This is a genomic window from Rhodococcus sp. IEGM 1302, from assembly GCF_030056935.1.
Classification (GTDB): Bacteria; Actinomycetota; Actinomycetes; order Mycobacteriales; family Mycobacteriaceae; genus Rhodococcus_F; species Rhodococcus_F qingshengii.
On sequence record NZ_JASHKY010000005.1, the window covers coordinates 81,195 to 104,266 of the forward strand.

The following is a 23,072-nucleotide window of genomic DNA, read 5'->3' on the forward strand; positions in this document are numbered from 1 at the left end:
CGCTGCTGTGGGTATGACTTTTGTTCCCGGACAGAACGCGCCGCTGCAGGCGCCCGTGGTGACGTTTCGAGCCGAGAGCCAGACGCCGTTCGACGTGTCGGCGCTGGTAGCGGACGCGAACCTGCGGGCATTGACGTCCGCGGACTTCGTTTTCTACAACCAACCGTCCACCGCTGGAGTGCAACTCGACGAGAGTGGCATCCGGGTGGAACTCGATCGACTTCACCCCGATGCGGCGGCCGTGTTGTGCATCGTGAGCGTGGATCCGGCAGCGACGGCCGCGGGAGCCTTTCGCACGGCCGGGCTCTCCGCCACCCTGAGCGATCAATCCGGTTCGGTCCTGGCCGAATTCGCGATCCCCACCGCAGGTACCGAGACAGCGGTCATCTGCTGGGAGCTGTACCGAAAGTCCGGTGCCTGGAAGATCCGGGCCGTCGGGCAGGGCTATGCGGGTGGTCTGGCGGAACTGATCTCGGTGCACGGCGTCGAGGTGGACGACGAGCCGGCACAACCAGCCCCGACAGCCGCGCCCGCGTGGGACTCCGCGGTGGAGCCGTTGGAGGTGGGCCGCGGCCTCGAGCGCGCGTGGATGATCTTCGAGGATGCCTCACGATCTGCCGCTTCCTTCGTCTCCAGCAGCGAGTACGCGCTTGCCCGTTTGGACGAAGATCTGACCGCTGCCGTCGCAGATCCGTCGTTGCGGAACTCGGCAGCGGGAGTGGCGGCGCGCGATGCCGCACAGAAGCGTCACGACGACCTCGTCTCACTCGCGCGGGACAATCACGCCCGCGACAGCGCTCAGCTTGCGCACGAACTCGGCGTGATCGACGGCGTGCTCCCACGGTCGATGGCGTCGTGGAAGTCGGTGTCGTGGGCGGGTACAACCGATCCGGCCCAGATCACAGCCGTCAGCGACGGAATGCGTCTTGGCGAGCTGTCGGCTCCGGACCGCGGCACACTCACCGTTCCGTACTGCGTCCCGTTGCCATTGCGCCGGCCGATCTGGGTGGACAGTACGTCGAGCAAAGCAGCGCTCGGTCTGATCAGTGCCGTCACCGTGCGCGTCATGGCCGCCGGCCCGATGCCGCTACTCGACGTCGTCGACCTGACCGGCTCGCTCACGCCACTGACCGACCGACTGGCACCGATGCTCGCGGGGCCGGTCATCACCGCTCACACCGAGATCTCGGCGCGCTTGCGGGCACTGGCCGAGGCCGTCGACATGGGCGAACTCGCGCGAATGAGTGGCGTCGCCGACGGGCCGAGTTCCCTGCGCCTGTTGATCCTCAGCGATTTCCCGCACGGATACTCCGCCGAAGACGCACAGACCATCATGTTCCTCGCCGAACGCGGGCCGGCAATCGGTTTGTCCATACTGATTGTCGGAGAGGACGAGTCGAACTTCGCGGAAGAATCCGTCGCCGCACTGTCCGAGGGGTGCCAACATCTTTCGGCAGCAGGGCAGACGGAGGTTCACGATCCGTGGACCCGCACGCAATGGCACTTCACCCCGGACGTGCTCGACCCGATCTCCGAGTCGCGAATTCTGGCAGTGTTCGACCGCACCTAGCGGCCGATGGCGGATTGCCGAGCACACAGGCAGAGTGGTGGTACGACCACGCGCGGTGTGTGGCGGCAATACTCGAGGAGACTCATGGCATTCTGGGATCAGTTGAAGGCTAAGGCTCAGGAGATGAACGGCCAGCTCAAGACAAAGACCAGCCAGTTCCAGAACAAGGAATTCAAGAACGCGAGCATGGCAATGTGCGCGTTGATCGCCGCCGCAGACGGTTCGATCGATCCGTCGGAGCGTCAGAAGACCGCCGCGCTGATCATGAGCAACGAGTCGCTCGCGGTCTTCCCGCCGGACGAGCTTCGTGAGCAGTTCGACTGGTACTGCAGCAAGCTGTCCTCGGACTACGAGTTCGGCAAGGTCGAGGCAACCGCGACCATCGCCAAGCTCAAGTCGAAGCAGGATCAGGCCCGCGCGGTCATCCAGATCGGCATCATCATCGGCGGCGCGGACGGCAACTTCGACGAGCACGAGCGCGGCGTCGTACGCGACATGTGTTTTGCAGTCGGAATTTCTCCGGCCGAGTTCGATCTCTGATCGATTCAGAGCATGAAAGCGGGTGCGGCGCGAAAGCGCTGCACCCGCTTTTCTTTTCAGTACTCGGGATAGCCGTCCTCGGGTCCCAGCATGCGCTCGATCCTCGTCCGCGTGATCTTGGCGAGCTCGTCGACGCAGACCTTGCGCTCGACGGACCGTTCGTTGGACATGCGCTGGCCGATGTTCTCGAGCAGGTCGTCGGCGTCGTGGCCGTGCGAACACCACAGATACCGGAAGCCGAAGTTCCGCTCGTACTCCTCGCCGGCGCGATAGATGGTTGCCATGACGGCGTCGTCCGGAACCCAGATCGAGCATTGCTCGAGGTGGGACGGCACGCTGTTCTTGCGCACGCCTACGGGTGGATGGCATTGCAGGGCGCGTTCGACGTCCTCGTCCGAGAGGTTGAGAATCGCGTCCTCGGCGCGCGAGAGGATCTCCGCGTGGTCGGCGAACGGACGTCCGTCGCTGACCCACCCGGCCCACGTCAGCGAGCAGCAGCACTCGAACAATGCGTGAACTGCCTTCTGCCGCGGTAGTTCGTTGAAGCGCTCCAACCCGATCGATTGATGTAGCAGCATGTGACCTCCCGGCCCGTTGTGCCTTCAGGCGCGCTCGACATGCCGCGCGGTAACCAGATGCGCGGCCACTTCGATAATCCGCCGCTTCACCTGGGAAAGGAAGGTTTGCTCACCGAGTTTTCAGGTTCTTAACGCGGCGTAACGAGCTGACCCACACGGTCTCCACCCGACAAGGTTCGCTGACGAAGCCGACTCAACCGGGCGCCGATGACCACAGGAGATGGCGAGCAATCTGTCCCGAAAAGAGGCCAATAACGTTGCGTCTGATGCAACTTCACGGAGATCGGTTGGCGATCCCGCCGTCTCCGAAAGGCGACCAGCGGCTTGACAGGGTCGGCTCTCGTTTGAGGCTCTCGGCGTCGGCCCCTGCAATGGGCAGGGAGTGTGTCTCGTTCGCTGGCAGTCGTGGAGGCTCCGCGCGAGTTCGCGGTTGGCTCGATTTTGTATCGGGCCGTAGATGTCATATCAAGAATCTATGAGGTCGAGGGTGGATACGGTGGGCGAGCGGAGGGGGATGTGGATCGTCGCCGCATTGTCGATACTTGCTCTGGCAGCACTCATCTGCGCGGTGGTGACGTTCAGCATTGCTGTGCAGTCGATCTCCGGTGGTATGGGTCCTGCTGTCGAAGCGAGGGTGCTGGACGTGGAGGACGGTGCCACGCTGGGCCGTTGTGTGCATCCGCGCACCTATACGGTGGGATGGGCGCAGGACGAGGTGGACCACATCGAATCGTTCGTCGAGTGCTCCAGCGCGCACGAATACGCTGTGGGGCAGACGGTCAGGTTGTGGCGGGGTTCGAGTGGTCACTTGGTCGGATCGAGTCCGACGCTGATCGTGGCTTTGAGCAGTTCGCTGTCATTGGCGACGGGAGCGTTGGCGGTTTTCTCCGGGCGGAAGGCAGTTCGGGCGTGGCCGGCTCGACGGAAGGGGCGTAGTGATGTGGGGACGTTGAACATGTGAGTCCGTATGGCGGCGGCGGTGGCAGGGAAACCGGAATTTCACGTAACCGTCCTCGCGGCTACGCCATTCGAACGCAAGTAGCTCGGCGATTCTTTTTGTGGGGCGACGCAAGCGCTCGCTGCCTCGGAAGTAGCTCGTAGACGTCACGATCTTCCACGGTTTATCTGCGCCGTTTGGTGTGTGAACGGCGAACTCTCCATGAGGTGCCGTGACTCACTCAGAGGTTTTCGTCCTGGACGACGGGTATTGATTGTTCGATGTAGTCGGCGTCGGGTGTCGCGTCGACGGCTGCGGGTACGCGGTCGTTTTCCATGGCGGTGGTCCTTACTGTGCGGTGTGTCCTTCTGGCTGTGCGGATTTCAGTGTTGTTTGCGCGTTGTCGCGGCGTAGTGCTGCGGTGCTGTCCTCGAGTTCGAGGACCCGCCTGATGCCGACGAGGTTGATGCCGTCGGCGATGGGGTGTTGCTCACCAGGCTCGCGGCGGGCACCCTCGAAGCTGCAGCGCCGGCCCCGCCGATCATGTTGCCTCGCTACTCGTATCGGGTTCCGGTGATGCGGCCTCGAGCCACTCAACGCTCCCCTCCGTTGCAATTGAAGTGAAGGAACACTGCGCGATTCGAATACTGCACGGCCCGTCGACCTCCCCGGTTGTCACTGATCCGGAGCAACAACGCATTCGAGGAGGCTTCAGATGATTGCTGGGGTGGGATTCGGTGGCTTCCATTGCCGTGGGAATGGCGGATAGCGCTCTCCTAGGTGACTCCATGCGAGCTCAAGCGGAACGCAGTTTTACTGACGCCTTGGTGAACACTTCGGCAGCCATGAAGCTCTTACGTCGACTGCTCAAAGGACTGGAGTTGTGCTGAGTGTGATGGTCACCGACAGACTGGCCAGCTACAGATTGGATGCCCGTATCTCTGTCAGCTGCTGAAACCGCAGGCGTCTATGTCACGCGAGCGATCCCTCGAGCAGATCGACGAGAGCATCGGTATGGGTTAGTTGCGGATGGTGCCCGGCACCCGGCAGCGAGATCAGCTTGATGTTCGGAAGTGACTCGAGCTGCGCAACCGCGGCCGGGTCGATTGGGTCTTTGCTTCCTGTGATGATGCGGACCGGGCCACTGAATCGCCTAAGCGCTTCTTGGAGTTCAGCACGCCACCGCTTCGATCCCGCACGGGCGAGATGCTCGGCCACGCTCTTGGAACTGCTTCGCTCGAGGTCACTGAGACTGGAAACGAGAGAATCCGCGCTCGCTTCTGATCCGGTCAGTTTGCGTGAGAGCCGTGCCGGGTCTGCGTGTCGCAAGTAGGCGCGTACGAGCGGCTTCAGTCTGGCCGAGGAACCCATCGGGGCCTGGAGGAAGAACGGTGCGATCAACGTGAGGGACTTCACCTGCGCCGGGAACCGGTCAGCCGCAACTACTGCAGCAGCCGCACCGATGGAGTGGCCGACGAGGTCAGCAGGTTCACCAGCTACTACCGCCGGCAGCCACTCATCCCAGTCCTGAACGCCGGCCCCGCTACTGAGGCCGAGGCCGGGCAAGTCGACGACCCGCCCCTCGATGCCGGCAGCTACCTCTGCCCACGTGTCCGCGTTCACGGGCATGCCGGGAAGAATCACCCGACTCGATCCTGGTACGCCGAGCTCAAATGTCCTCAGGCCGCCGACGTCGACGAATCGACGGTCGGCGGACATGACGGCACCAAACCGATGCGCTGCCAGGTAGTCGGCCCACCGTTCGAGGGACACCAGCACGTCGGGCATCAGGATCCCGTGTCTGTCGGCGAACTCGACGGCGGACTCTGTCGGATAGCGGTCGGCGGACATGAAGGTGAGGGTCTCGGGATCGGCCTTGGTGATCTGCTGCGGGAGCCGCTTGATGACGCCGATCGGAATCCTGACCCGCGGGACCTTCGCACCGAGATGCCGACCGACGTGTGTGAGCAGGTCCGCTAGCGGTGGGGTGTCGTCGTGGAGAACCCAGTAGGCCATGCCCTCAGCAGCGGGATCGACCGCAGCTGCCGTCATGAAGGCCGCCAGATAGTCGACCGTGACGATCGGGAGAAACGTCGATTCGTTTCCAGGCAACGCTGCTGCGGTGCCGTTCCAAATCTGCTCGACTGTGCTGGCCAGCCCGATGTGCTGGTCGGATTCCCCGGTGGCGCTGTCGCCGATCACGCTGGACGGATTGACAATGGTCCAGGGAACTCCGTGCTTGAGGGCTCGGGCCTGGAAGATTGCGTCGGATTCCACTTTTGACGCTTCGTAGGCGCCAAGGTCCTTGTAAACCGCGGTGCGGTGATCGTCGGGCCATGGAACCGTTGTGGGGTCTTGTCCGCCGACGCGGTAGCCCGACACGTGGATCACGCGCTGCAGGTTGGGGAGGTCCTTGGCGAAGTCGATCAGCTTCTCGACGATGCCGACGTTCGCGCTGCGTGCCTCCTGGGCGGTCATTCCGAATCGGTAGGACCCGGCGCAGTTGTGGATCTCTGTGATGAAAGGGAACGCCGATGGGCCACCCGCGACGATTTCAGGAGCGTCGAAGTCGACGATCGTCGTGCTGATGCTCCGCGTCAGGCCATGCTCTCTGACCCATCGCTCGACACGGGCCCCGGACTCGGCGGTCCGAACTGCCGCCGTGACGTTCGTACCAGCCTCGGCGAGGGTCAGGACGAGGTGCCGACCGACCAGACCTGAGGCCCCGAAGACCAGGGCGTGACGGGAGACGTCGCGTGGAGTCATCGCGTTCCGCCAACGGTCTGGCAGCGCTGGTTGATGAGCTCCGCAACGATGTCAGCGGCCGAAATCAGGGGTTGCGTGTTTTGCGTAGCGCGAGAGACGATGACCGCCCCCTCGATCGTCGACACAACAACGGTCGCCAGGGATCGGGCCTCGTCGGGGACAACGCCGCTGGCCTCGAGAAACGCGGTTGTCAGGGCGATCCACGACTCAAAGGCAGCGGCGCACGCCTGCCGCAGACGCTCGTTCTCCGCGCCCATCTCCAGGGTGACGACAGAGACCGGGCAACCCCGCCGGAAGTTGCTCTCGCTGACGATGGTCGTCAGGGCCTCGATCGCGGCGCGTGCTGCCTCGGCCGCATCGACCCGGGAAATCGCGGCCTCTGCAATCAGCGTCCCGAATGCCTTCGTGGCGAGCTCAATCGCTGCGACGCCCAGGCCTTCCTTCCCGTCGGGGAAGTGGAAGTAGATCGACCCTTTCGGCGCTGCGGCGTGTTCGATCACGGCGTTCAGGCCCGTGCCGCTGTAGCCGCTGGTCTGGATGAGCTCGAGCATGGATTCTGCGAGCCGTGCCCTTGTCAGGTCTCCTTTGGATGCCATGAGCCAACAATAGACCGGTCTACATATTATTTTCAACCGAGAGAATCCGTCTACCAACCAGTCTCGTCGTGATCGACATGCGTGTGACCGCCGACGCCATCATCGGAGTGCCGGCGACCTAGGATCCGGCCAAGGCTTCGGGTCAGGTCCGCTTGCGGGTCGCGATCTCGTCGGAGAGCTGCTGAACGTGGGCGGCGTCCGCGTCCCGGGCAAGGGCGACGTAGTGGTCCATGACGGCCGGCCGGTAGCGCACGGGCAACGTCTGTCCTGGGGCGAGTCGTGTCAGCTCGGTGATCGTGAGGTCTTCGTCTGCGATACCGCGGAACAAGATGCCGTCGGAGGTCTCCACGTCGAACATCAGGACCACGCGTGGATTGCTGTTGACCTCCCGCCAGTCGACGAGAACGCCGAGCGCAAGCACCCCCGTCCGCAGTTCCGCATTGCGCTTGCGTGCATCACTGCTCATGAGCGGGTTCGGGGCGACGCCCGGAAAGTCGGGTCCGACGCCGAGTGATTCCCGACTCAGGTCAGGCCTGAGCTTCGACATCACATCGTCGAGCGTCATCTTTGAATCGTTGCGCTTCTTTTTCCAACCGAACATCCTGACCCCTCCATCACAGCGGCGCCGGAATCTCGGCCTGGAGCTTCGCTCTGATCGCGATTGTATGTCGCGGTCATTCTCGATCTCCGTCGCATCGTCCCGTCCACCTGCGGGTCGAAAGGCCTTTCAATCTGCACTCGCGCGTGCGGACAGACTTTTCGCTCACCAGTTGCACGCCAGTCCCTCTTGCCGGTGCAATTTCCGTTGTCAGAAGGCGAAATCCATGAAGGGGACCGAGATTGGCCCCCAGACACGAATGGAAGGTCGCCATGACGAACGACGCCCCTCACCATCGCGCCCGCATTGGTCGCCTGCCACCTCGGCCACCACAGCCCTGGATGCAGCGATGTTCGACAGCAATCGCGAGCGGGCTTGTGAGCGGTTAGTGGGAGTGGGCGTCAACCGACGTGGACGTGTGGCCGGCGGGACTGGTCGGGTTCGGCGCGGCGGAGGACCTCACGGGTCACGGGAGCGGTTTCGCCCTCACCGATGAACAGGAAGCGGAGCAGGTACATGATCGGGTTTCCCTCCGTCCACTCGAAGTAGACGTCGGGAATCACGCCGGTGATGTCTCTCGTCCGCAGGAGAACCGCCGCAATGGTGTTGGGGACGGCCGGGCTGTCGACCCAGAGAATCCGGTGCTCACCGCGCTGTCGGCCGTGGACGAGGAGGTCGGTGCTGAATTCGGAGGAGTCTGTGACGTTGACTTCGATGAAGATGATCGACTCCGCCTCCGGGATGTTGCTTTCGGCGCGCTGCTGCGATTCCTTCTGCCGATACTCGTCCTCGTCGAGACGGTCGACGTCGTGCGCCACCATCGCGAGGTAACCCTTCTCGGCTGCCTCGGCGATGAATTGCAGCGCGGTCTCGTCGAATTCGACGGAGGTTGCCCGTAGTTCGAAGGCTCGCGAGATCCGGGAAAGGAAGGACACCACCATGATCGCGGCGATGAAGAACGACGCCACTTTCACACCGTCTGGACGTTCGAAGATGTTCGCGATCGTCGTGTAGACGAACAAAACTGCGACAAAACTGAACCCCACGAACAGTTTTCGCTGACCGTGCTTACGAGCGGACAGTGCAACGGCGACGGTCGCCGACGAGATGAGCACGAGGACACCGGTTGCGTACGCGGAACTCTGAGCGTCGACACCGGCGTCGAAGTAGATCGTGACAGTGATGGCGATGACGCTGAACACGAGGACCAGCGGACGCACGGCGCGGGCCCACGACGGCGCCATGCCGTAGCGGGGGAGATACCTTGGAACAAGATTGAGCAACCCTGCCATTGCCGATGCACCGGCAAACCAAAGGATCAGGATCGTGCTGAGATCGTAGACGGTTCCGAAGATCTCACCCAGATAGTCGTGGGCGAGAAAGGCAAGCGCGCGACCGTTGGCAGCGCCTCCGGGTTGGAACTCGTTTTCTGGGATCAGGATGGTGGTGACCAGGCTCGACGTCAGCAGGAATCCGCTCATGATCAGCGCCGCCGTGGTGAGCAGGCGCCGCGCACCTTTGATGCGGCCACGTGGATTCTGTTCGGTGTCGTGCGGATCGCCCTTGATCTGCGGCATGACCGCGACGCCGGTTTCGAAGCCGGACAGACCGAGAGCCAACTTCGGGAAGACGATCAGCGCGATCAGGATCATCATCGCCGGGTTTCCGTGCTCGGTGGTCATGGCGCGCGTCCAGTCGGTGACCAACGACGGCGCGGTCGCGATGTGCCACAGACCTACGGAGATGACCACCACGTTCAAGGCGAGATAGACGGCGACCAATCCGACCGCGATACCGATCGCTTCGGTGAATCCGCGGAGGAAGACCGCAGCGAGGAGCGCGAGCAGAACCAGGGTGACGGCGACGGTGTGTCCGGAGAGAAAGGTTGGAGCAAAAGGGTTCTCGACGAGGTGCGCCGTGGCATCGGCAGCCGAGAGCGTCATAGTGATGAGGAAATCGGTGGCCGCGAAGCCGAGAAGCACGAGAACGAAGATCTTGCCGCGCCACTTGGGCAGCAGCTTCTCGAGCATGGCGATCGAACCCTCGCCGTGCGGACTCTCGCGAGCCACTCGCCGGTAGACCGGTAGAGCGCCGAAGAGTGTCAGCAGGATCAATACGACTGTCGCGATGGGAGCCAACGTGCCGGCCGCCAGTGCCGCGATACCGGGTTGGTAACCGAGAGTGGAGAAGTAATCGACACCCGTCAGGCACATCACCTTCCACCACGGGTGGCGCTTCTCCTTCTTCGGCGCCATCCGGTGTGGCCCCAGATGTCCGGCTGGTTCCTCGGTGATGTCCGCGAGCAGCCAGGCCTCGGTGCGTTGTTTCACAGACGGAGCCGTGTTGTCGGCCGGGACCTCGTTGTCGGCTGCGGTCACCACGGCGTCACGGCTTCAGATAAACATCGTTGAGCGTGACAGTCCGCAGGTTTCGGCTCCGGATGATGTCCACCAGTTGCGGATACACGTGGGTCACGGGCAGATAGTTGAGGTGCCCGATCACGATGGCCCCCGGATTGAAGTACTGGTTCGCCATTTGGAGGATGTACTCCTCGGTGATCAACGAAGAATCCGACAGTGATCCGTACCAGAGGGTGGGCACGGTGTAGCCGACGCTCGCGGCCACGGAATCGACTGTCGCGTTGTGCCTTCCATACGGCGGCCGAAAGTACGGCGCCGCGTCCACGCCGTAGGTGTTGCGCAGGAACGTGCCGTTCTTCGTCAGCTCGTCTGCGATCTGCTGCTTCGGCACGGACGTCAGATCCGGGTGCGAGTAGGTGTGATTGCCGAGCTGAATTTGTCCGCTCTCGACCAGCGGTCTGAGAAGTCCGGCGTTTTCGGTCCACGAGTTGTATTGCCCGTTGACGAAGTACGTCAAACGGATGCCGGTGTCTTTTGCGAACTGTGTGTAGAGGCGCACGACTTCGGAGCTGGCTCCGTCGTCAACCGTCAGGGCAAACAGATCCCCACCGCCGGGTAACGCGGTCAACGATCCGCCGGCGGGCAGCGGCACCCGGGCAGACGGCGGTGGAGGCGGCAACAAGGCAGGCGGGAGATCCGGGACAGGGACGGGGTCGGTTGGTTCGTCGGCTGCAGCGATTGCCGTCCCGACCGAACGTGACGAACAAGCGGTTCCCATGGTCACCGCGGCGGTTCCGGTCAGAGTTGCTGCTGCGAGGGCACTGAGGAAGCGTCGGCGGTCCACAGGGCGGAGCCTAGAGCAGATTTGCCCTATTCGGACTTCATTCTCAGCGTTTTTTCAGCCAATGACCAGCCGTGTCCGGTATCGACAGGTTCTACTCAGGAACGCTGGATAGCGTGTCGGCCGTGGAACCGCGACCTCGACACTCGGCAACCAGACACAGGCGTAGGCGTCAACCGCAGCGGTCGACGCTCTCGGTGGGGCGCAAGCTGGCGGCGGCGTCCCTGTCGACGACGATTCTGGTGGGCGTCGGAATCGGCTGGTACGTGCAGTCGGATCTCACGTCGGGGCTGTATCGATCGGACGCGCTCTCCGCCCTCGGTGACGACGCCGGCAGTTCGCTCGACGGGGATACCAACATCTTGTTGATCGGGCTCGACAGTCGTAAAGCGATGGACGGCAGCGACCTGCCGGCTGAGTTCGTCACCGACAAGCTGCATGCGGGGGACAGTGATGTGGGTGGATACAACACGAACACGCTTATCCTGCTCCATGTTCCGGGCGATGGCGGCAAGGCCAGTGCAGTGGCGATCCCACGCGACGACTACGTCGCGGTACCCGGCTACGGAATGGCCAAGATCAAGGAAGCGTACGGAATGGCGAAGGCTGATGCGGACGCCAAACTCATAGCGGACGGTGTGACGGATCCTGCTGCACGAGAGCAACAAGCGCGTGAAGTCGGAAGACGGTCGACACTGACCACCGTGCAGAATCTGCTCAAGGTTCCGATCGATCACTTTGCCGAAGTGAACCTGATGGGCTTCTACGACGTCGTCTCGGCTATCGGCCCCGTTCAGGTGTGCCTCAACAATCCGGTGCAGGATGACTTCTCGGGCGCCAACTTCCCGGCCGGAGTTCAGACTCTCGATCCGTCACAGGCACTTTCGTTTGTCCGTCAACGCCACGGCCTGGACAACGGGGACTTGGATCGCACCCACCGGCAGCAGGCTTTCATCAGCGCGGTGATCGCCAACTTGAAGGGCTCCGGCGTCATCGGAAACATTCCGAAGATGACGGCACTGGCCGACGTGGTGAAGAAGGACGTGGTGATCGATTCTGCCATGGATCCCGTCCGATTCGCTTCTCAGGCAAGCGCTCTCGCAGGTGGGAACATCGACTTCTACACCCTGCCCATCGAGGGATACGAGACCGTCGACGGCCAGGACGTCAACATGGTCGATCCGGCGCGTCTGCGTAGTGAAGTGTCGCGGATCTTCGCGGGAGGTGACTCGGCATCTGCACCTGCGATGGACACTGCTGTCTCGACCGGGAACGAAGTTGTGGACATCCGCAACGGAACCGCGACGGACGGGTTGGGTGCCGCGTTGGCAGCGGCGATGAAAGCGTCGGGAGTCGAAGTCGGAGAGGTGAGCACCGCAGCTGCGACGGCAAAGTCGGTGGTCAGCTATGGAGTCGGCGCCAAAGCCGTCGCAGAGGCGCTGGCCGAGCAGTTGGGCGTGGCCGCAGTGCCTAACGAGCAGGCAGCGGCCGAATCAGTGTCTGTACTGATCGGTGAGGACAATGCGCAGACCGTGTTCTCGGCCGCTCCGGCGCAGTCGGACTCGTCGGTATCCGCCGGCACCGTTCCCGATACGGGAGCGCAGGGATCACCCATCCGGGCCGACGCGAATGGCGGCATTCCCTGTGTGGACTGACTCTCAGGTAATTCGCACCAAACTCACGCTGACTTCTTCGATCTGCGGGTCTACATTGGAGAAGTCGAACTCAGTCGGGTACTTCACCTTTGGGGTACCTGACTGAGATTGCGTAGTTGAAAGGATTACCGACATGGCTACAACAGCAGCGGTACAGAATCCGACACGCTCACGTGCCAGGACCATGTCCTTGTCCGAGTACGTGGCCGAGCATCCGGCGCAGCGCGTTTTCCCACCGACCAGTGAGCGGGCGGCCAGGATGGCGATGCTCATCATGTTCGCCCTGATGGCCGTCACCCTCGTCGTACTGGTACTTGACGAGGCAGGAATCTTCGGATGAAGGCAGCGGTCTTCGGCTGAGCCCGACCTTTAGTTACTCTTGAGTAATGACTGAACAGAAGAGCTGGAATGCGTTCACCGTCGAGCGCGAAGACAACATCGCCCAGGTGACGCTGATCGGGCCGAGCAAGGGCAACGCGATGGGGCCGGATTTCTGGAGTGAACTCCCCGAAATCTTCGCCGACCTCGACGCCGACCCCGAGGTGCGTGCAATCGTCATCGCCGGTTCCGGCAAGCACTTCTCGTTCGGACTGGACCTGCCGGCGATGAGCGGTGAATTCGGTGCCGTCCTCGCGGACAAGGCTCAGGCAGGCCCGCGCACCAAGTTCCACGACATGATCAAGCGCATGCAGTCGGGCATCAATGCCGTCGCAGACTGCCGCAAGCCCGTCGTTGCAGCTGTTCAGGGCTGGTGCATCGGCGGCGGCGTCGACCTGATCACGGCGGCGGACATCCGCTACGCAAGTGCCGATGCCAAGTTCAGCATCCGAGAGGTCAAGGTCGCGATCGTCGCAGACATGGGCAGTCTCGCACGTCTGCCCGCGATCATCGGCGACGGACACCTGCGTGAGTTGGCTCTGACCGGCAAGGACATCGACGCAGCGCGCGCCGAGAAGATCGGCCTCGTCAACGACGTTTTCGACGATGCCGACGCGGTACTGGCAGCGGCGCGCGCGACCGCCAAGGAGATTGCGCTCAACCCGCCGCTCGTCGTCCACGGGATCAAGGACGTGCTCGATCACACCCGCAGCGCGAGCGTGAACGACAGCCTTCGCTACGTCGCAGCCTGGAACGCGGCGTTCCTGCCTTCGCAGGATCTGACCGAGGCCATCACCGCCGTCTTCCAGAAGCGCCCGCCAGTCTTCCAGGGTGAGTAGGAACTGCAAGGGTGAGTAGGAACTGCAAGGGCGAGTAAAAACAGCACAAAAATCCCCGCACATCTTCCGATGTGCGGGGATTTTCGTTAGGCCTGAGAACTCGAGCTCAGTGACCGCCGTTGGCAGCGAGACGCTTGATCGAAGCCTCGATCTCGGCCTCTGCGTCGGCGCGGCCGACCCAGTTGGCTGCCTCGACGTGCTTGTTCGGCTCGAGGTCCTTGTAGTGGACGAAAAAGTGCTTGATCGCATCGAGCTCGAACTGTGAGATGTCACCCAGATCCTGGATGTGATCCCAGCGGGGGTCACCGGCCGGAACGCAGAGGACCTTGTCGTCTCCGCCGGCCTCGTCGACCATCTTGAACATCGCGACTGCGCGAGCCTCGACGATGACGCCGGGGAAGACCGACTCGGGGAGCAGGACCATGGCGTCGAGCGGATCGCCGTCCTCACCCAGGGTGTTTTCGATGAAGCCGTAGTCGGCCGGGTAGCCGAAAGCTGTGTAGAGGTAGCGATCGAGTTTGACGCGACCGGTTACGTGGTCGACCTCGTACTTGTTGCGCTGACCCTTGGGGATCTCGATGGTGACGTCGAACTCCACGCCGATTCCTCGCTGTCGTGTCGGTAATGATTCGTCGGAAGGATATCGGGTCAAGGATAAGGTTGCCTGACCACCCAGTAGGCAGAGCACAGACGGAGGGGCGTTGGCGGGCCAAGGAAAGAAGAAGATCGGCTCGTTGGAAGAGAGTCGACGGCGTAACTTCCGCATCCTTCTGGCGGTCGGTGCAGTGGTTGTACTGGCCGTCGCCGGAGTTGTCGTCGTGAAACTCGGTACGTCGAACGACACTGCCGGCAGTGCGACCGTGACTACGTCGCCGCAGCCTGCGCTCGTGACGCCGTCACCTCAGGTGGTGCCCGTCCCGACGGACGCACCGATCCCGAGCGCGGCGGGAATCGCCGCGGCGATCGGCCCGGCTGTGGCCAACCCGGATCTGGGGAAGTTCACCGGAGTTGTCGCTGATGCGCTCACCGGAAACATTCTGTGGAGCACGGACCCGTCGACGCCGATGACGCCTGCGTCCACGACGAAGGTGCTGACCGCATCGGCGGCACTGCTGAAGTTGCCGCTCGACCACCGGCTGTCCACGACGGTGGTTCCCGGAGCGAGCCCCGGGCAGGTCGTTCTGGTCGGCGGTGGTGACCCGACGCTGACGGCCACGCCGAAGGGGCAGAGCGGGTATTACGCCAATGCTGCTCACATCGCGGATCTCGTCGACCAGATCAAGGCTGCCGGTACGCCGGTGACCAGCGTCGTGGTGGACTCGAGCTTGTTCAAGGGCGACAACATGGCCACCGGCTGGTTCCCCGCGGACATCGCGGCCGGCTACATCACCCCGATCGAATCGGTGATGATCGAAGGTGGTCGGTACGACGGCACTCAAGACGAGTCGCCGCGTTCGGAAACTCCCGCGTTGGACGCGGGCAAGGTGCTCGCTCAGGCGCTCGGTGTCGATCCCGCCAACGTGAGTCTCGGCGCGGCGCCTGCCGGTGCCAAGCCGATCGCCACCGTGCAGTCGGCGCCGCTGAGCGACCGGCTGCTGCAGATGATGGAACATTCCGACAACGTGCTCGCCGAGACCATCGGGCGTGAGGTCGCAATTGCCTCCGGAATAGAAGCCTCGTTCACCGGAGCAGTCGACGCGACCGGCAAGACCCTGCAGGCGGCCGGGTTCGACTGCACCGGAGTTTCGCTGCACGATTCCAGCGGACTGTCCGTCGACGATCTCATTCCCGCTCAGGTACTCGATCGCGTCATGACGGCTGCGGCCGGTGACGGTGATCCGAAACTGCGCCCCCTGCTGGACTACCTTCCGGTGGCCGGCGGAACAGGAAGTTTGTCCGACCGCTACGCGTCCGGAAACCGAACCGGTGCGGGTTGGGTGCGAGCCAAGACGGGAACTCTCTCAACGGCCAGCGCGTTGTCAGGGTTCGTGGTCGATCAGAACGGGCGAGTGCTCACCTTCGCACTGATGTCCAATGACCGGCCGCCAGAAGTGAGCCGTCCTGCCCTGGACGCGATTGCCGGAGCATTGAGGAATTGCGGGTGCCAATAGTGGCCGAAAAGACTCCACAAGATGATGACGCCTCGGCTCCGCTCGGTGGTGCCGTCGACTGGAGTCTTGCCGCCAAAGCCGGGATAAAACTGGCGCGCGGCGGCCCCGCGATGTCTCGCTACACGGCCGAGACGGCAACCGCAGAACTCGCCGAAGCGTCCGAGCGCGCAGAACTGCCAGTTCGTGAAGTGACCGGGCTGGCCGACGGTCTACCGGTCCCGGCTGCTGACGTGCTTGACCGGGCCGGGTGGATCACGGCGGCCTCGCGGTCGATGGCACATCTCACCGGCGCCGACCCTGACGGCAGTGGCAATCTCATCGTCGGAAAGCCGGCGGGCCTGCAGGCCGGCGCCATGCTGGCGTACCTGTCTTCGGCGATCCTCGGGCAGTACGACCCGTTCACCGGCGAGCACGGCACCCTGCTTCTGGTCACACCGAACATCGTCTCCGTCGAACGGTCCCTTCGGCTGAACCCGAGTGACTTCCGGTTGTGGGTCTGCCTGCACGAGGTCACGCACCGGGTTCAGTTCTCGTCCTCGCCGTGGCTAGCGGAGTACATGAAGGAATCCGTCGAAACGCTTGGTGCGACGGTGGACGAGTCGATGACCGACGTTGTCGGGCGCCTTGCTGCAGAGCTGCGCTCGCGGAAGGAACCCGACTCCAGTGACGGTGCGACGGCGGGCGGCATCATCGGGCTGCTGCGCGCCTCGCAGGCGGAACCCCAGCGTGACGCGCTGGATCGGATGCTCGTACTCGGCACTCTCCTGGAAGGGCATGCAGACCACGTGATGGACGCCGTCGGCCCCGCAGTGGTGCCGTCGGTGGCAACTATCCGCGCGGCCTTCGACAAGCGTCGGCAGCGCAAGTCCAACCCCGTGCAGCGGATCATCAAGATGCTTCTCGGCATGGACGCCAAGATGGCGCAGTACGTGCGTGGCAAGGCCTTCGTCGACGCGGTAGTTCTCAAGGTCGGCATGGAGCAGTTCAACACCATCTGGACCGGGCCCGAGACCTTGCCGTTGCTCGACGAGATCGACAATCCCGACGCGTGGGTAAAGCGCGTTCTCGGCTAGATGCTGCTGCCTGAGACGCCTGCCCTCCTGGCGCTGCGACAGGCCGTGCGGGCATGGACGGTCGCATTCGAGCCACGACGCCGTGTGGTCGTCGCCCTGTCCGGGGGCACCGATTCATTGGCGTTGACCGCAGCAGCGGTGGCGGAAACCGATTCTGTCGACGCGTTGATCGTGGACCATCGGCTACAAGATGGTTCTGATGCCGTCGCGCGCTCGGCCGCAGACCAGGCGCTGGCGCTGGGTTGCCGGACCGCGACGGTGCTGACCGTCGACGTAGCCGAAGGTGGGAGTCTCGAAGCCGCTGCGCGTGAGGCTCGGTACAGCGCTCTGCGCGACGCCAGGACTGACCTCCCGGTTCTGCTCGGACACACGCTCGACGATCAAGCCGAGACCGTCCTTCTCGGACTGTCCCGCGGGTCCGGTGGGCGATCGATTCAGGGTATGGCTGCATTCGACGCCCCCTGGGGACGGCCGCTACTCGGCATCCGTCGGTCGGTGACCAGGGCGGCCTGCGTCGACCTGGGCATCACGCCGTGGGAGGACCCGCACAACAACAATCCCGAGTTCACTCGCGTGCGTCTGCGGCACGAGGCGTTGCCGCTGCTCGAAGAAATTCTCGGCGGGGGAGTTGCCGAGGCGTTGGCCCGAACCGCGACGCAGTTGCGTGAGGACGGTGAGGCGCTCGACGAGTACGCCGAGGCCCTACTCCTACGGGTTGTCGTCGACGGGGAAGTGGAAGTGGACACACTTGCCGAAGCGCCCACCGCAATCCGTCGACGCGCTCTGCGCGCCTGGCTGCTGCAGGGCGGCGCAAAAGCATTGACGGACAAACAGTTACGGGCGGTCGACGCCCTGGTGACCGACTGGCGGGGGCAAGGCGGCGTCGCGATCGGGGGCGGAACACCGGAGGCGAGGTTGGTGGCGGCCCGGCGACGTGGCAGGCTGATCCTCGGATTCGAAGACCGACGAAGGGTTTGACGCGTGTACGAGGGCGACATCGCATCGGTACTGATCTCCGAAGAACAGATCCGTGCACGAACGGCGGAACTGGCTGAGGACATCGCCAAGCGTTACCCGGCAGGCGCCCCCGAAGGGGATCTCCTGCTGATCGGCGTCCTCAAGGGAGCGGTCTTCTTCATGACCGACTTCGCCCGCGCGCTGCCGATCCCGTCGCAGATGGAATTCATGGCCGTGAGCTCCTACGGATCCTCGACCTCGTCTTCGGGCGTCGTCCGCATCCTCAAGGACCTCGACAAGGACATCGCCGGTCGCCACGTGCTGATCGTCGAGGACATCATCGACTCCGGTCTCACGCTGTCGTGGCTGATGCGCAACCTCAAGACACGTAATCCCGCTTCGCTCGAGGTCGTCACCCTGCTCCGTAAGCCGGATGCGGTCAAGATCGACGTCGACGTCCGCGACGTGGGCTTCGACATCCCCAACGAGTTCGTCGTCGGTTACGGCCTCGACTACGCCGAGCGGTACCGCGATCTGCCGTACATCGGCACCCTGGACCCCGAGGTCTACGGCGGCTGAGCCTGCTCGCCGGTTAGAACTCTTCACATTTCGGCACCTCTGCATCAGTCCGCCGAACGGACGACAGACAGGTCTCCGAGGCGTCGCTAGATTCACGGAATGCGCTATCGACGGCTTATTCGGTGACCCTTCCGCCACCACCGCCACCGCCACCACCGCCCCCGCCTGGTGGGGAGCAGCAGTACTGGAGTGCCCAACCGCAGGGCGTTCTGTACCAACCTCCGACCACAAACGGCCTCGCAATTGCCGCCCTGGTCGGGGCGCTCGTGCTGGCGCCGGTCGGCATTGTGCTCGGCCACATTTCGCTGGCGCAGATCAAACGAACCGGTGAGCAGGGGCGAGGACTTGCAATCGCCGGTCTGGTCATCGGCTACATCTTCACCGCGCTTCTGGTGCTGTCGATCGTGTGGATGTTTCTCATTGCCAATGCAGTCACCCGCGCGTTCGACGACTACGACAGCGCGTCTTCTCTCTACTACACATCTGAATCGTCGAGTACGACTTATCCGACGTATGCGACCACCACATCCCGGACGGTGGCGCCGACGTACAGCGGAAGCGACACGGCGTCGGTCATCGCCAATGCCTCGGTAGGTGACTGCGTCGTACGAAGGCTCGGGGCAGACAAGGGCGACGGGACCAGCGAGACATACGTCAGTCCGGTCTCATGCAGCTCGAGCAGCGCCACTCACCGGGTAGTCAGCCGCGGCACGTCCACATCTTCGTGCACCGCCGATTGGGTTCGCAAAGAGAGTCCTGTCGTAGTGCTTTGCCTAGCGGACGAATGATCGACAGAGGGAGACACAACCGATGACGTTGCCGCCCCCGCCCCCACCTCCCCCACCACCCCCACCTTCACCACCGCAGGCTCTGGTTGCCGGACATCCTCCGCCCTCTCGATCTCGTGGCCGAGGATGGATTGTTGCCGTTGCAGCCCTTACCGCCGTCGCGGCCCTCGCCGCAGGCGCCGTCACCGTTGTCACGATTCTCCGGTCGGGAGACACCGATGGACCGGTGGCAGGCCAGCTGGTCAACACTTACCCGACGCAGCCGACGCCAGGGTGGTCGTTGGACGTTGACGAGGTTCTGCCGGGCGGAAGATTTCTGTGGCCGGATTCGCTCGGTGCGAGCTATGGAACGGCGAGATTCATCGACGTGGGACAGACTCTGATCACTACGGTCGGTCCACAGCAGGGCCAGCAGTCCCAACTTGTTGCAGTCGACGCCGAGAGCGGATCCATTCGATGGCAAACGCCGGTCGCCGGCACGGTGTCGTGTGCGACCACCGCGATCGATGCAGCCCTACCTTGTGTCGTCAGGAACCCTGGTGGAACAGCTCGAGTCGTTTCCTTCTCGCTCGACTCGGGGGCGATTCGTTCGAGTGTCGACACCGATACGGCCACCTTGGTCGAGGTTTCCGACGGAGCGGTCTTCACTGTCGGCGGTAGCCAGTCCGGGCTGGTGATTTCGCGCGGAACCCCCACTGACCTCGATGCGGCGTGGACAACGACAACTCCACCGGAAACCGACTGCGTCGGATCCGGCGATTCGCATTCTTTCGAGATCGTCGACGGCATCGTCTATTACTCGAGCATCGGATCTACGGCGCTCAACGCGGTCGATGGCGCACTGCTTTCGAATCCGAATCTGGGTGGCTACGAGGCACTTCCAGGACAAGGTTTTGCCGGCGTCCTCTGTGCGATGCCATTTGCGTCGGACGGATACTCCAGCATCGTGTCCGACCGTGACGGTGCCGAGAGATTTAGAGTTGACGAAGACGCACCGGCATCACCGTGGCTTGTCTCGGCATCGAAATCTCGTCCGTACATCGGCTCGCGCGGTGCCTACGACATGAACGACGGCACCGAGCTGTGGTCGGTCATCGGCGGAGACCACTTCTCGCTACGCCGGATCGTCGGCGACATCGTGTTGGGCAACGACTCGGACACGCTCTCGGCCTACCGAATCGACACCGGGGAACAGTTGTGGTCGACCAAGATCGGCGACTACTTCTCTTACTCGGTCTCGGACGGTGAGCGAATTCTCGTCCATCCTAACGACGGCAGGGTGCTCGCCGTCGAACTCGACGACGGCTCTGTCAGTTGGTCCCTCGATTCCCACACCAACCACTGGTCTTGGTCGAAGGCCCACGACGGACTCGCCTCGATCTCCAATGACAGATTCCTCTACTACCCACCGACCGGCGGACCGTCAGGAGCACCGGGCAGGCTGCCCGCTGTCCCTGAATTCGACGGAGGCAACGAGTACGTCACGAAATGCGGCCGGACACCGACCCTGACGCCGGTTGAATACCGCACGCAGGCAGAGGGTCTCGTCGTTCTAATGGAAATGAAAGCATCATGTCCCGGCGGAGACATCGTCTCCACCGACGCGCTTCGTGTATCGATCACCGACACCGGCCAGAGCGTTGCATCGGCGGTGTTCGACTTCTCCGATGCGCCGATCTATCTTCCCCGAACCGATGGGACGAACACGACGAACTCGATCCAGCGCGAGTTCCTGTACGACCTCGGTAGCTTCTGGAGGCTGCCGAACACTCTCGGTGAGTCTTCGAGTCTGACCAATTCGAGAGCGTCAGGTGCTCAACTCGTCGAATGCGAGGACGAGGGGACGAGTGATACCAGCCTGACATCCGGGCCGGCATCGCGAAGTGACACCAATACGCCGATCCGACCCACACGTAGCGCGCAGCCGACAACGGGCGACGTCGAATCTGCGAGTCTCGACGCCCTCCGGGCTCAGGCCGACGCCGATCGCCCCTTTGTGATCGGTGACCTCGCGAACAGGTGGGTGGCTCAGATCTCCTCCAAGCGGGTCGGACTCGATGCGGCGGATATCAATGGCGCTCAGGTGCATTGGACTGCTGCCCAGATCCTGCGACAGCATCTCGAACTTCGTCTCATGTATCCGGAGGTGCGTCTGCTCTGGAGTGACGAATGGCGGACCTTCGATCTCCGGGGTTGGTGGATAACCGTCGCAGGCTTGACGTTTGCGGATGCGGATGCGGCCAACGGGTGGTGCGATTCGAAGCGGATTGCCAACGATCAATGCTTCGCCAAGATCGTCAGCAACGATCGCGATTCGTCGGGGACCACTAAATATCGGCGATAGTGCCTGACCCGTTCGGCGCACTTCCCACATCTGAGGAGCTTGGCGAATGACCGAAGACAACTCGCGTCAACCCGGTGAACCATCAATAAGCGGTTCGCCCCTGTCGCACGGCATGTATTCACCGCCACAGAGCTATTCACCGACGCGATCTGCGTTCGTGGATATTCGGATCGGTGACTACACCCGCGACGGGACAGCCGCGGCACTGCTGTTCGTGTCGCTCTTCTTACCGTGGAGTGCGACCGTCGGAATAGCCCGCGTCGGTTCGAGTGCTCTTGTGCTGCTTCTGGTTCTGCCGACACTGCTGTCGCTGGCGTCGCTGTTACTGCCGTACGTGGCGCGACTCGGAATGCTCGGGCCGAATTGGAATGTCGGGCAGATACGTGTGCTGCGTCTGGTGGCCAACGGACCCCTCATTGCCACTGTTGTGGGTCTTGTCGTCTACGACGTCATTCGTGGAATGTTCCGATTCAGTGAGAGTTCGAGTATTTTCACCGGCAACGGGGTTGGCGCTGGAGCGTGGTTCGGGCTTGCCGGCGCCCTGCTCGCAGCTCAACCGCGCGCGGCCGAAATTCGCATCGACCCTCGAACCGCGCCGCGATGGTTGGCGTTGGTGAAGCCGCTTGTGTTTGTGGCTTGGGGGTCGTCAGTGGCCTCGGCGCTACTCGCGCTGATCTACATCCTGGTCTCCGTCAGTCGCTACCGATATTACGACGGGCCGCAGACATTCGAGAGCCTGATCGTTCTCTTCGTGTCGTCGGCCGTTCCGATCGTCGTGGTGGGTGTTGCGGCAGTCGGTCTCGCCAGACGGTTTGCGTCCTGGCGCCTCACCATCGCCGCGCTCGGCATCGCTCTCCTCGCAGCCGGATTACTCCACTCGATCAGCGAGGGCACAAGTGTCGAGCTGTTCCACACGGTCACGGCTAGTCCCTACTACGGCATCACGTTCTTGATTGCCGCAGCCGCAATTACATTCATTCCATTCGGTGTTGCGTCCGTCGGCGACGGGACGCACCCCGGATACGTCTGGCTCGCAGCGGCACGAAACGGCATGCTGTTGATCGCGGTGTGGAGCTTCGGTGTTGGATTCTCTCAGATCGCAATGGCAGCAACGCAATTTGGCATCGTGCCGTGGGGAGATGCGTTAGTGCTCGCTGTTCTCGCGATACTCTTCGGGATTCTTGCCGTTGTCGGAGTCAGATCACTGTCGCTTCGGTATTTTTCGCTCGACCCTCGCCCGTCACGCGAGGTCGGTCTCGGAGTCTGTCTCGGCTTGCTCGTCCTGATGATCGCTCGTCTCGTGGTGCAGTCGGCCATGTATGGCGAAATATATTACAGTGCATGGATATTCGATCTCGCCATGGCGATGCTGGTGGTTCTGGTTGCTCTCGCTCTCACAGTCTCACCGGCTGTTCGGAAATTGTATGCGGGGGTGCAACTGTTCGCGTCGGCCACCACGGTTACAGCTGCGATACCGAATCTCGGACAGCCCGTTCGGCCTTCGGGGCGTGCTCTCGAGGCTGCGGATCCGCGGACTCCGGCGGCGGTGCTGTTCGAGATTG

Annotated in this window: 20 protein-coding genes; 13 read left to right on the plus strand and 7 right to left on the minus strand. The window is 63.0% G+C overall.

Going from position 1 to position 23,072, the window contains the following annotated elements:
* Positions 1-13: 13 nt before the first annotated feature.
* Positions 14-1,570 (plus strand): TerD family protein, encoded by a 1,557-nt coding sequence (locus QM609_RS11245; protein WP_083745009.1) that lies wholly within the window; start codon positions 14-16, stop codon positions 1,568-1,570.
* Between the two features lie 84 nt (positions 1,571-1,654).
* Positions 1,655-2,110, plus strand: coding sequence for a tellurite resistance TerB family protein (locus QM609_RS11250; protein ID WP_003941110.1), 456 nt, complete (start codon positions 1,655-1,657; stop codon positions 2,108-2,110).
* Positions 2,111-2,166: 56 nt separating this feature from the next.
* Here the strand turns inward: QM609_RS11250 and QM609_RS11255 are convergent, their stop codons facing one another.
* Positions 2,167-2,688, minus strand: coding sequence for a 2-oxo-4-hydroxy-4-carboxy-5-ureidoimidazoline decarboxylase (locus tag QM609_RS11255; RefSeq protein ID WP_007727034.1), 522 nt, complete (start codon positions 2,686-2,688; stop codon positions 2,167-2,169).
* Between the two features lie 496 nt (positions 2,689-3,184).
* Here QM609_RS11255 and QM609_RS11260 point away from each other — a divergent pair, with 496 nt between their 5' ends.
* Positions 3,185-3,649, plus strand: a complete 465-nt coding sequence (locus QM609_RS11260) for a hypothetical protein (protein WP_136472130.1) — start codon at positions 3,185-3,187, stop codon at positions 3,647-3,649.
* 948 nt (positions 3,650-4,597) lie between these two features.
* Here the strand turns inward: QM609_RS11260 and QM609_RS11265 are convergent.
* The 5 genes from QM609_RS11265 to QM609_RS11285 all read right to left on the minus strand — a co-directional run bounded on the left by QM609_RS11265 (position 4,598) and on the right by QM609_RS11285 (position 10,789).
* On the minus strand, positions 4,598-6,391 hold the full coding sequence (locus tag QM609_RS11265) for an alpha/beta fold hydrolase (protein ID WP_054187882.1): 1,794 nt from the start codon (positions 6,389-6,391) through the stop codon (positions 4,598-4,600).
* The gene (locus QM609_RS11270; RefSeq protein ID WP_039972767.1) at positions 6,388-6,987 is read right to left on the minus strand and encodes a TetR/AcrR family transcriptional regulator; all 600 of its coding nucleotides are present in this window, start codon (positions 6,985-6,987) and stop codon (positions 6,388-6,390) included. The genes QM609_RS11265 and QM609_RS11270 overlap by 4 nt, the downstream gene beginning before the upstream one ends.
* Before the next feature lie 142 nt (positions 6,988-7,129).
* Positions 7,130-7,552 (minus strand): hypothetical protein, encoded by a 423-nt coding sequence (locus QM609_RS11275; protein WP_228232423.1) that lies wholly within the window; start codon positions 7,550-7,552, stop codon positions 7,130-7,132.
* Positions 7,553-7,986: 434 nt separating this feature from the next.
* Complete coding sequence (locus QM609_RS11280; protein WP_078377438.1) at positions 7,987-9,966, minus strand: amino acid permease; 1,980 nt, start codon at positions 9,964-9,966, stop codon at positions 7,987-7,989.
* Positions 9,967-9,970: 4 nt separating this feature from the next.
* Positions 9,971-10,789, minus strand: coding sequence for a polysaccharide deacetylase family protein (locus QM609_RS11285; RefSeq protein ID WP_003941121.1), 819 nt, complete (start codon positions 10,787-10,789; stop codon positions 9,971-9,973).
* Between the two features lie 122 nt (positions 10,790-10,911).
* Here QM609_RS11285 and QM609_RS11290 point away from each other — a divergent pair, with 122 nt between their 5' ends.
* The 3 genes from QM609_RS11290 to QM609_RS11300 all read left to right on the plus strand — a co-directional run bounded on the left by QM609_RS11290 (position 10,912) and on the right by QM609_RS11300 (position 13,658).
* Positions 10,912-12,441, plus strand: a complete 1,530-nt coding sequence (locus QM609_RS11290) for an LCP family protein (RefSeq protein WP_228232425.1) — start codon at positions 10,912-10,914, stop codon at positions 12,439-12,441.
* A gap of 133 nt (positions 12,442-12,574) precedes the next feature.
* Positions 12,575-12,781, plus strand: coding sequence for a hypothetical protein (locus QM609_RS11295; protein ID WP_124568973.1), 207 nt, complete (start codon positions 12,575-12,577; stop codon positions 12,779-12,781).
* A gap of 46 nt (positions 12,782-12,827) precedes the next feature.
* The gene (locus tag QM609_RS11300) at positions 12,828-13,658 is read left to right on the plus strand and encodes a crotonase/enoyl-CoA hydratase family protein (protein ID WP_003941098.1); all 831 of its coding nucleotides are present in this window, start codon (positions 12,828-12,830) and stop codon (positions 13,656-13,658) included.
* A gap of 106 nt (positions 13,659-13,764) precedes the next feature.
* Here QM609_RS11300 and QM609_RS11305 read toward each other — a convergent pair whose 3' ends face one another.
* On the minus strand, positions 13,765-14,256 hold the full coding sequence (locus QM609_RS11305; RefSeq protein ID WP_054187884.1) for an inorganic diphosphatase: 492 nt from the start codon (positions 14,254-14,256) through the stop codon (positions 13,765-13,767).
* Positions 14,257-14,359: 103 nt separating this feature from the next.
* Here QM609_RS11305 and dacB point away from each other — a divergent pair, with 103 nt between their 5' ends.
* The 7 genes from dacB to QM609_RS11340 all read left to right on the plus strand — a co-directional run.
* A complete protein-coding gene (gene dacB, locus QM609_RS11310) occupies positions 14,360-15,769 on the plus strand; it encodes a D-alanyl-D-alanine carboxypeptidase/D-alanyl-D-alanine endopeptidase (RefSeq protein WP_054187885.1) in 1,410 nt (469 codons plus the stop codon).
* Positions 15,769-16,842: an Rv3626c family coenzyme F420 biosynthesis-associated protein gene (locus tag QM609_RS11315; RefSeq protein WP_054187886.1), complete on the plus strand. Its 1,074-nt coding sequence runs from the start codon at positions 15,769-15,771 to the stop codon at positions 16,840-16,842. The genes dacB and QM609_RS11315 overlap by 1 nt, the downstream gene beginning before the upstream one ends.
* Positions 16,843-17,820, plus strand: coding sequence for a tRNA lysidine(34) synthetase TilS (gene tilS, locus QM609_RS11320; protein ID WP_050656872.1), 978 nt, complete (start codon positions 16,843-16,845; stop codon positions 17,818-17,820). It abuts the gene before it with no gap.
* 3 nt (positions 17,821-17,823) lie between these two features.
* On the plus strand, positions 17,824-18,378 hold the full coding sequence (gene hpt / locus QM609_RS11325; RefSeq protein WP_003941159.1) for a hypoxanthine phosphoribosyltransferase: 555 nt from the start codon (positions 17,824-17,826) through the stop codon (positions 18,376-18,378).
* 122 nt (positions 18,379-18,500) lie between these two features.
* Entirely contained in the window at positions 18,501-19,166 is a 666-nt protein-coding gene (locus QM609_RS11330; protein ID WP_020968343.1) for a DUF4190 domain-containing protein, read from the plus strand.
* 22 nt (positions 19,167-19,188) lie between these two features.
* Positions 19,189-21,510, plus strand: coding sequence for an outer membrane protein assembly factor BamB family protein (locus tag QM609_RS11335; protein ID WP_228232427.1), 2,322 nt, complete (start codon positions 19,189-19,191; stop codon positions 21,508-21,510).
* Between the two features lie 46 nt (positions 21,511-21,556).
* Positions 21,557-23,072, plus strand: a 1,516-nt coding sequence (locus QM609_RS11340) for a DUF7937 domain-containing protein (RefSeq protein WP_283337280.1), incomplete at its 3' end; no start/stop codon positions are given.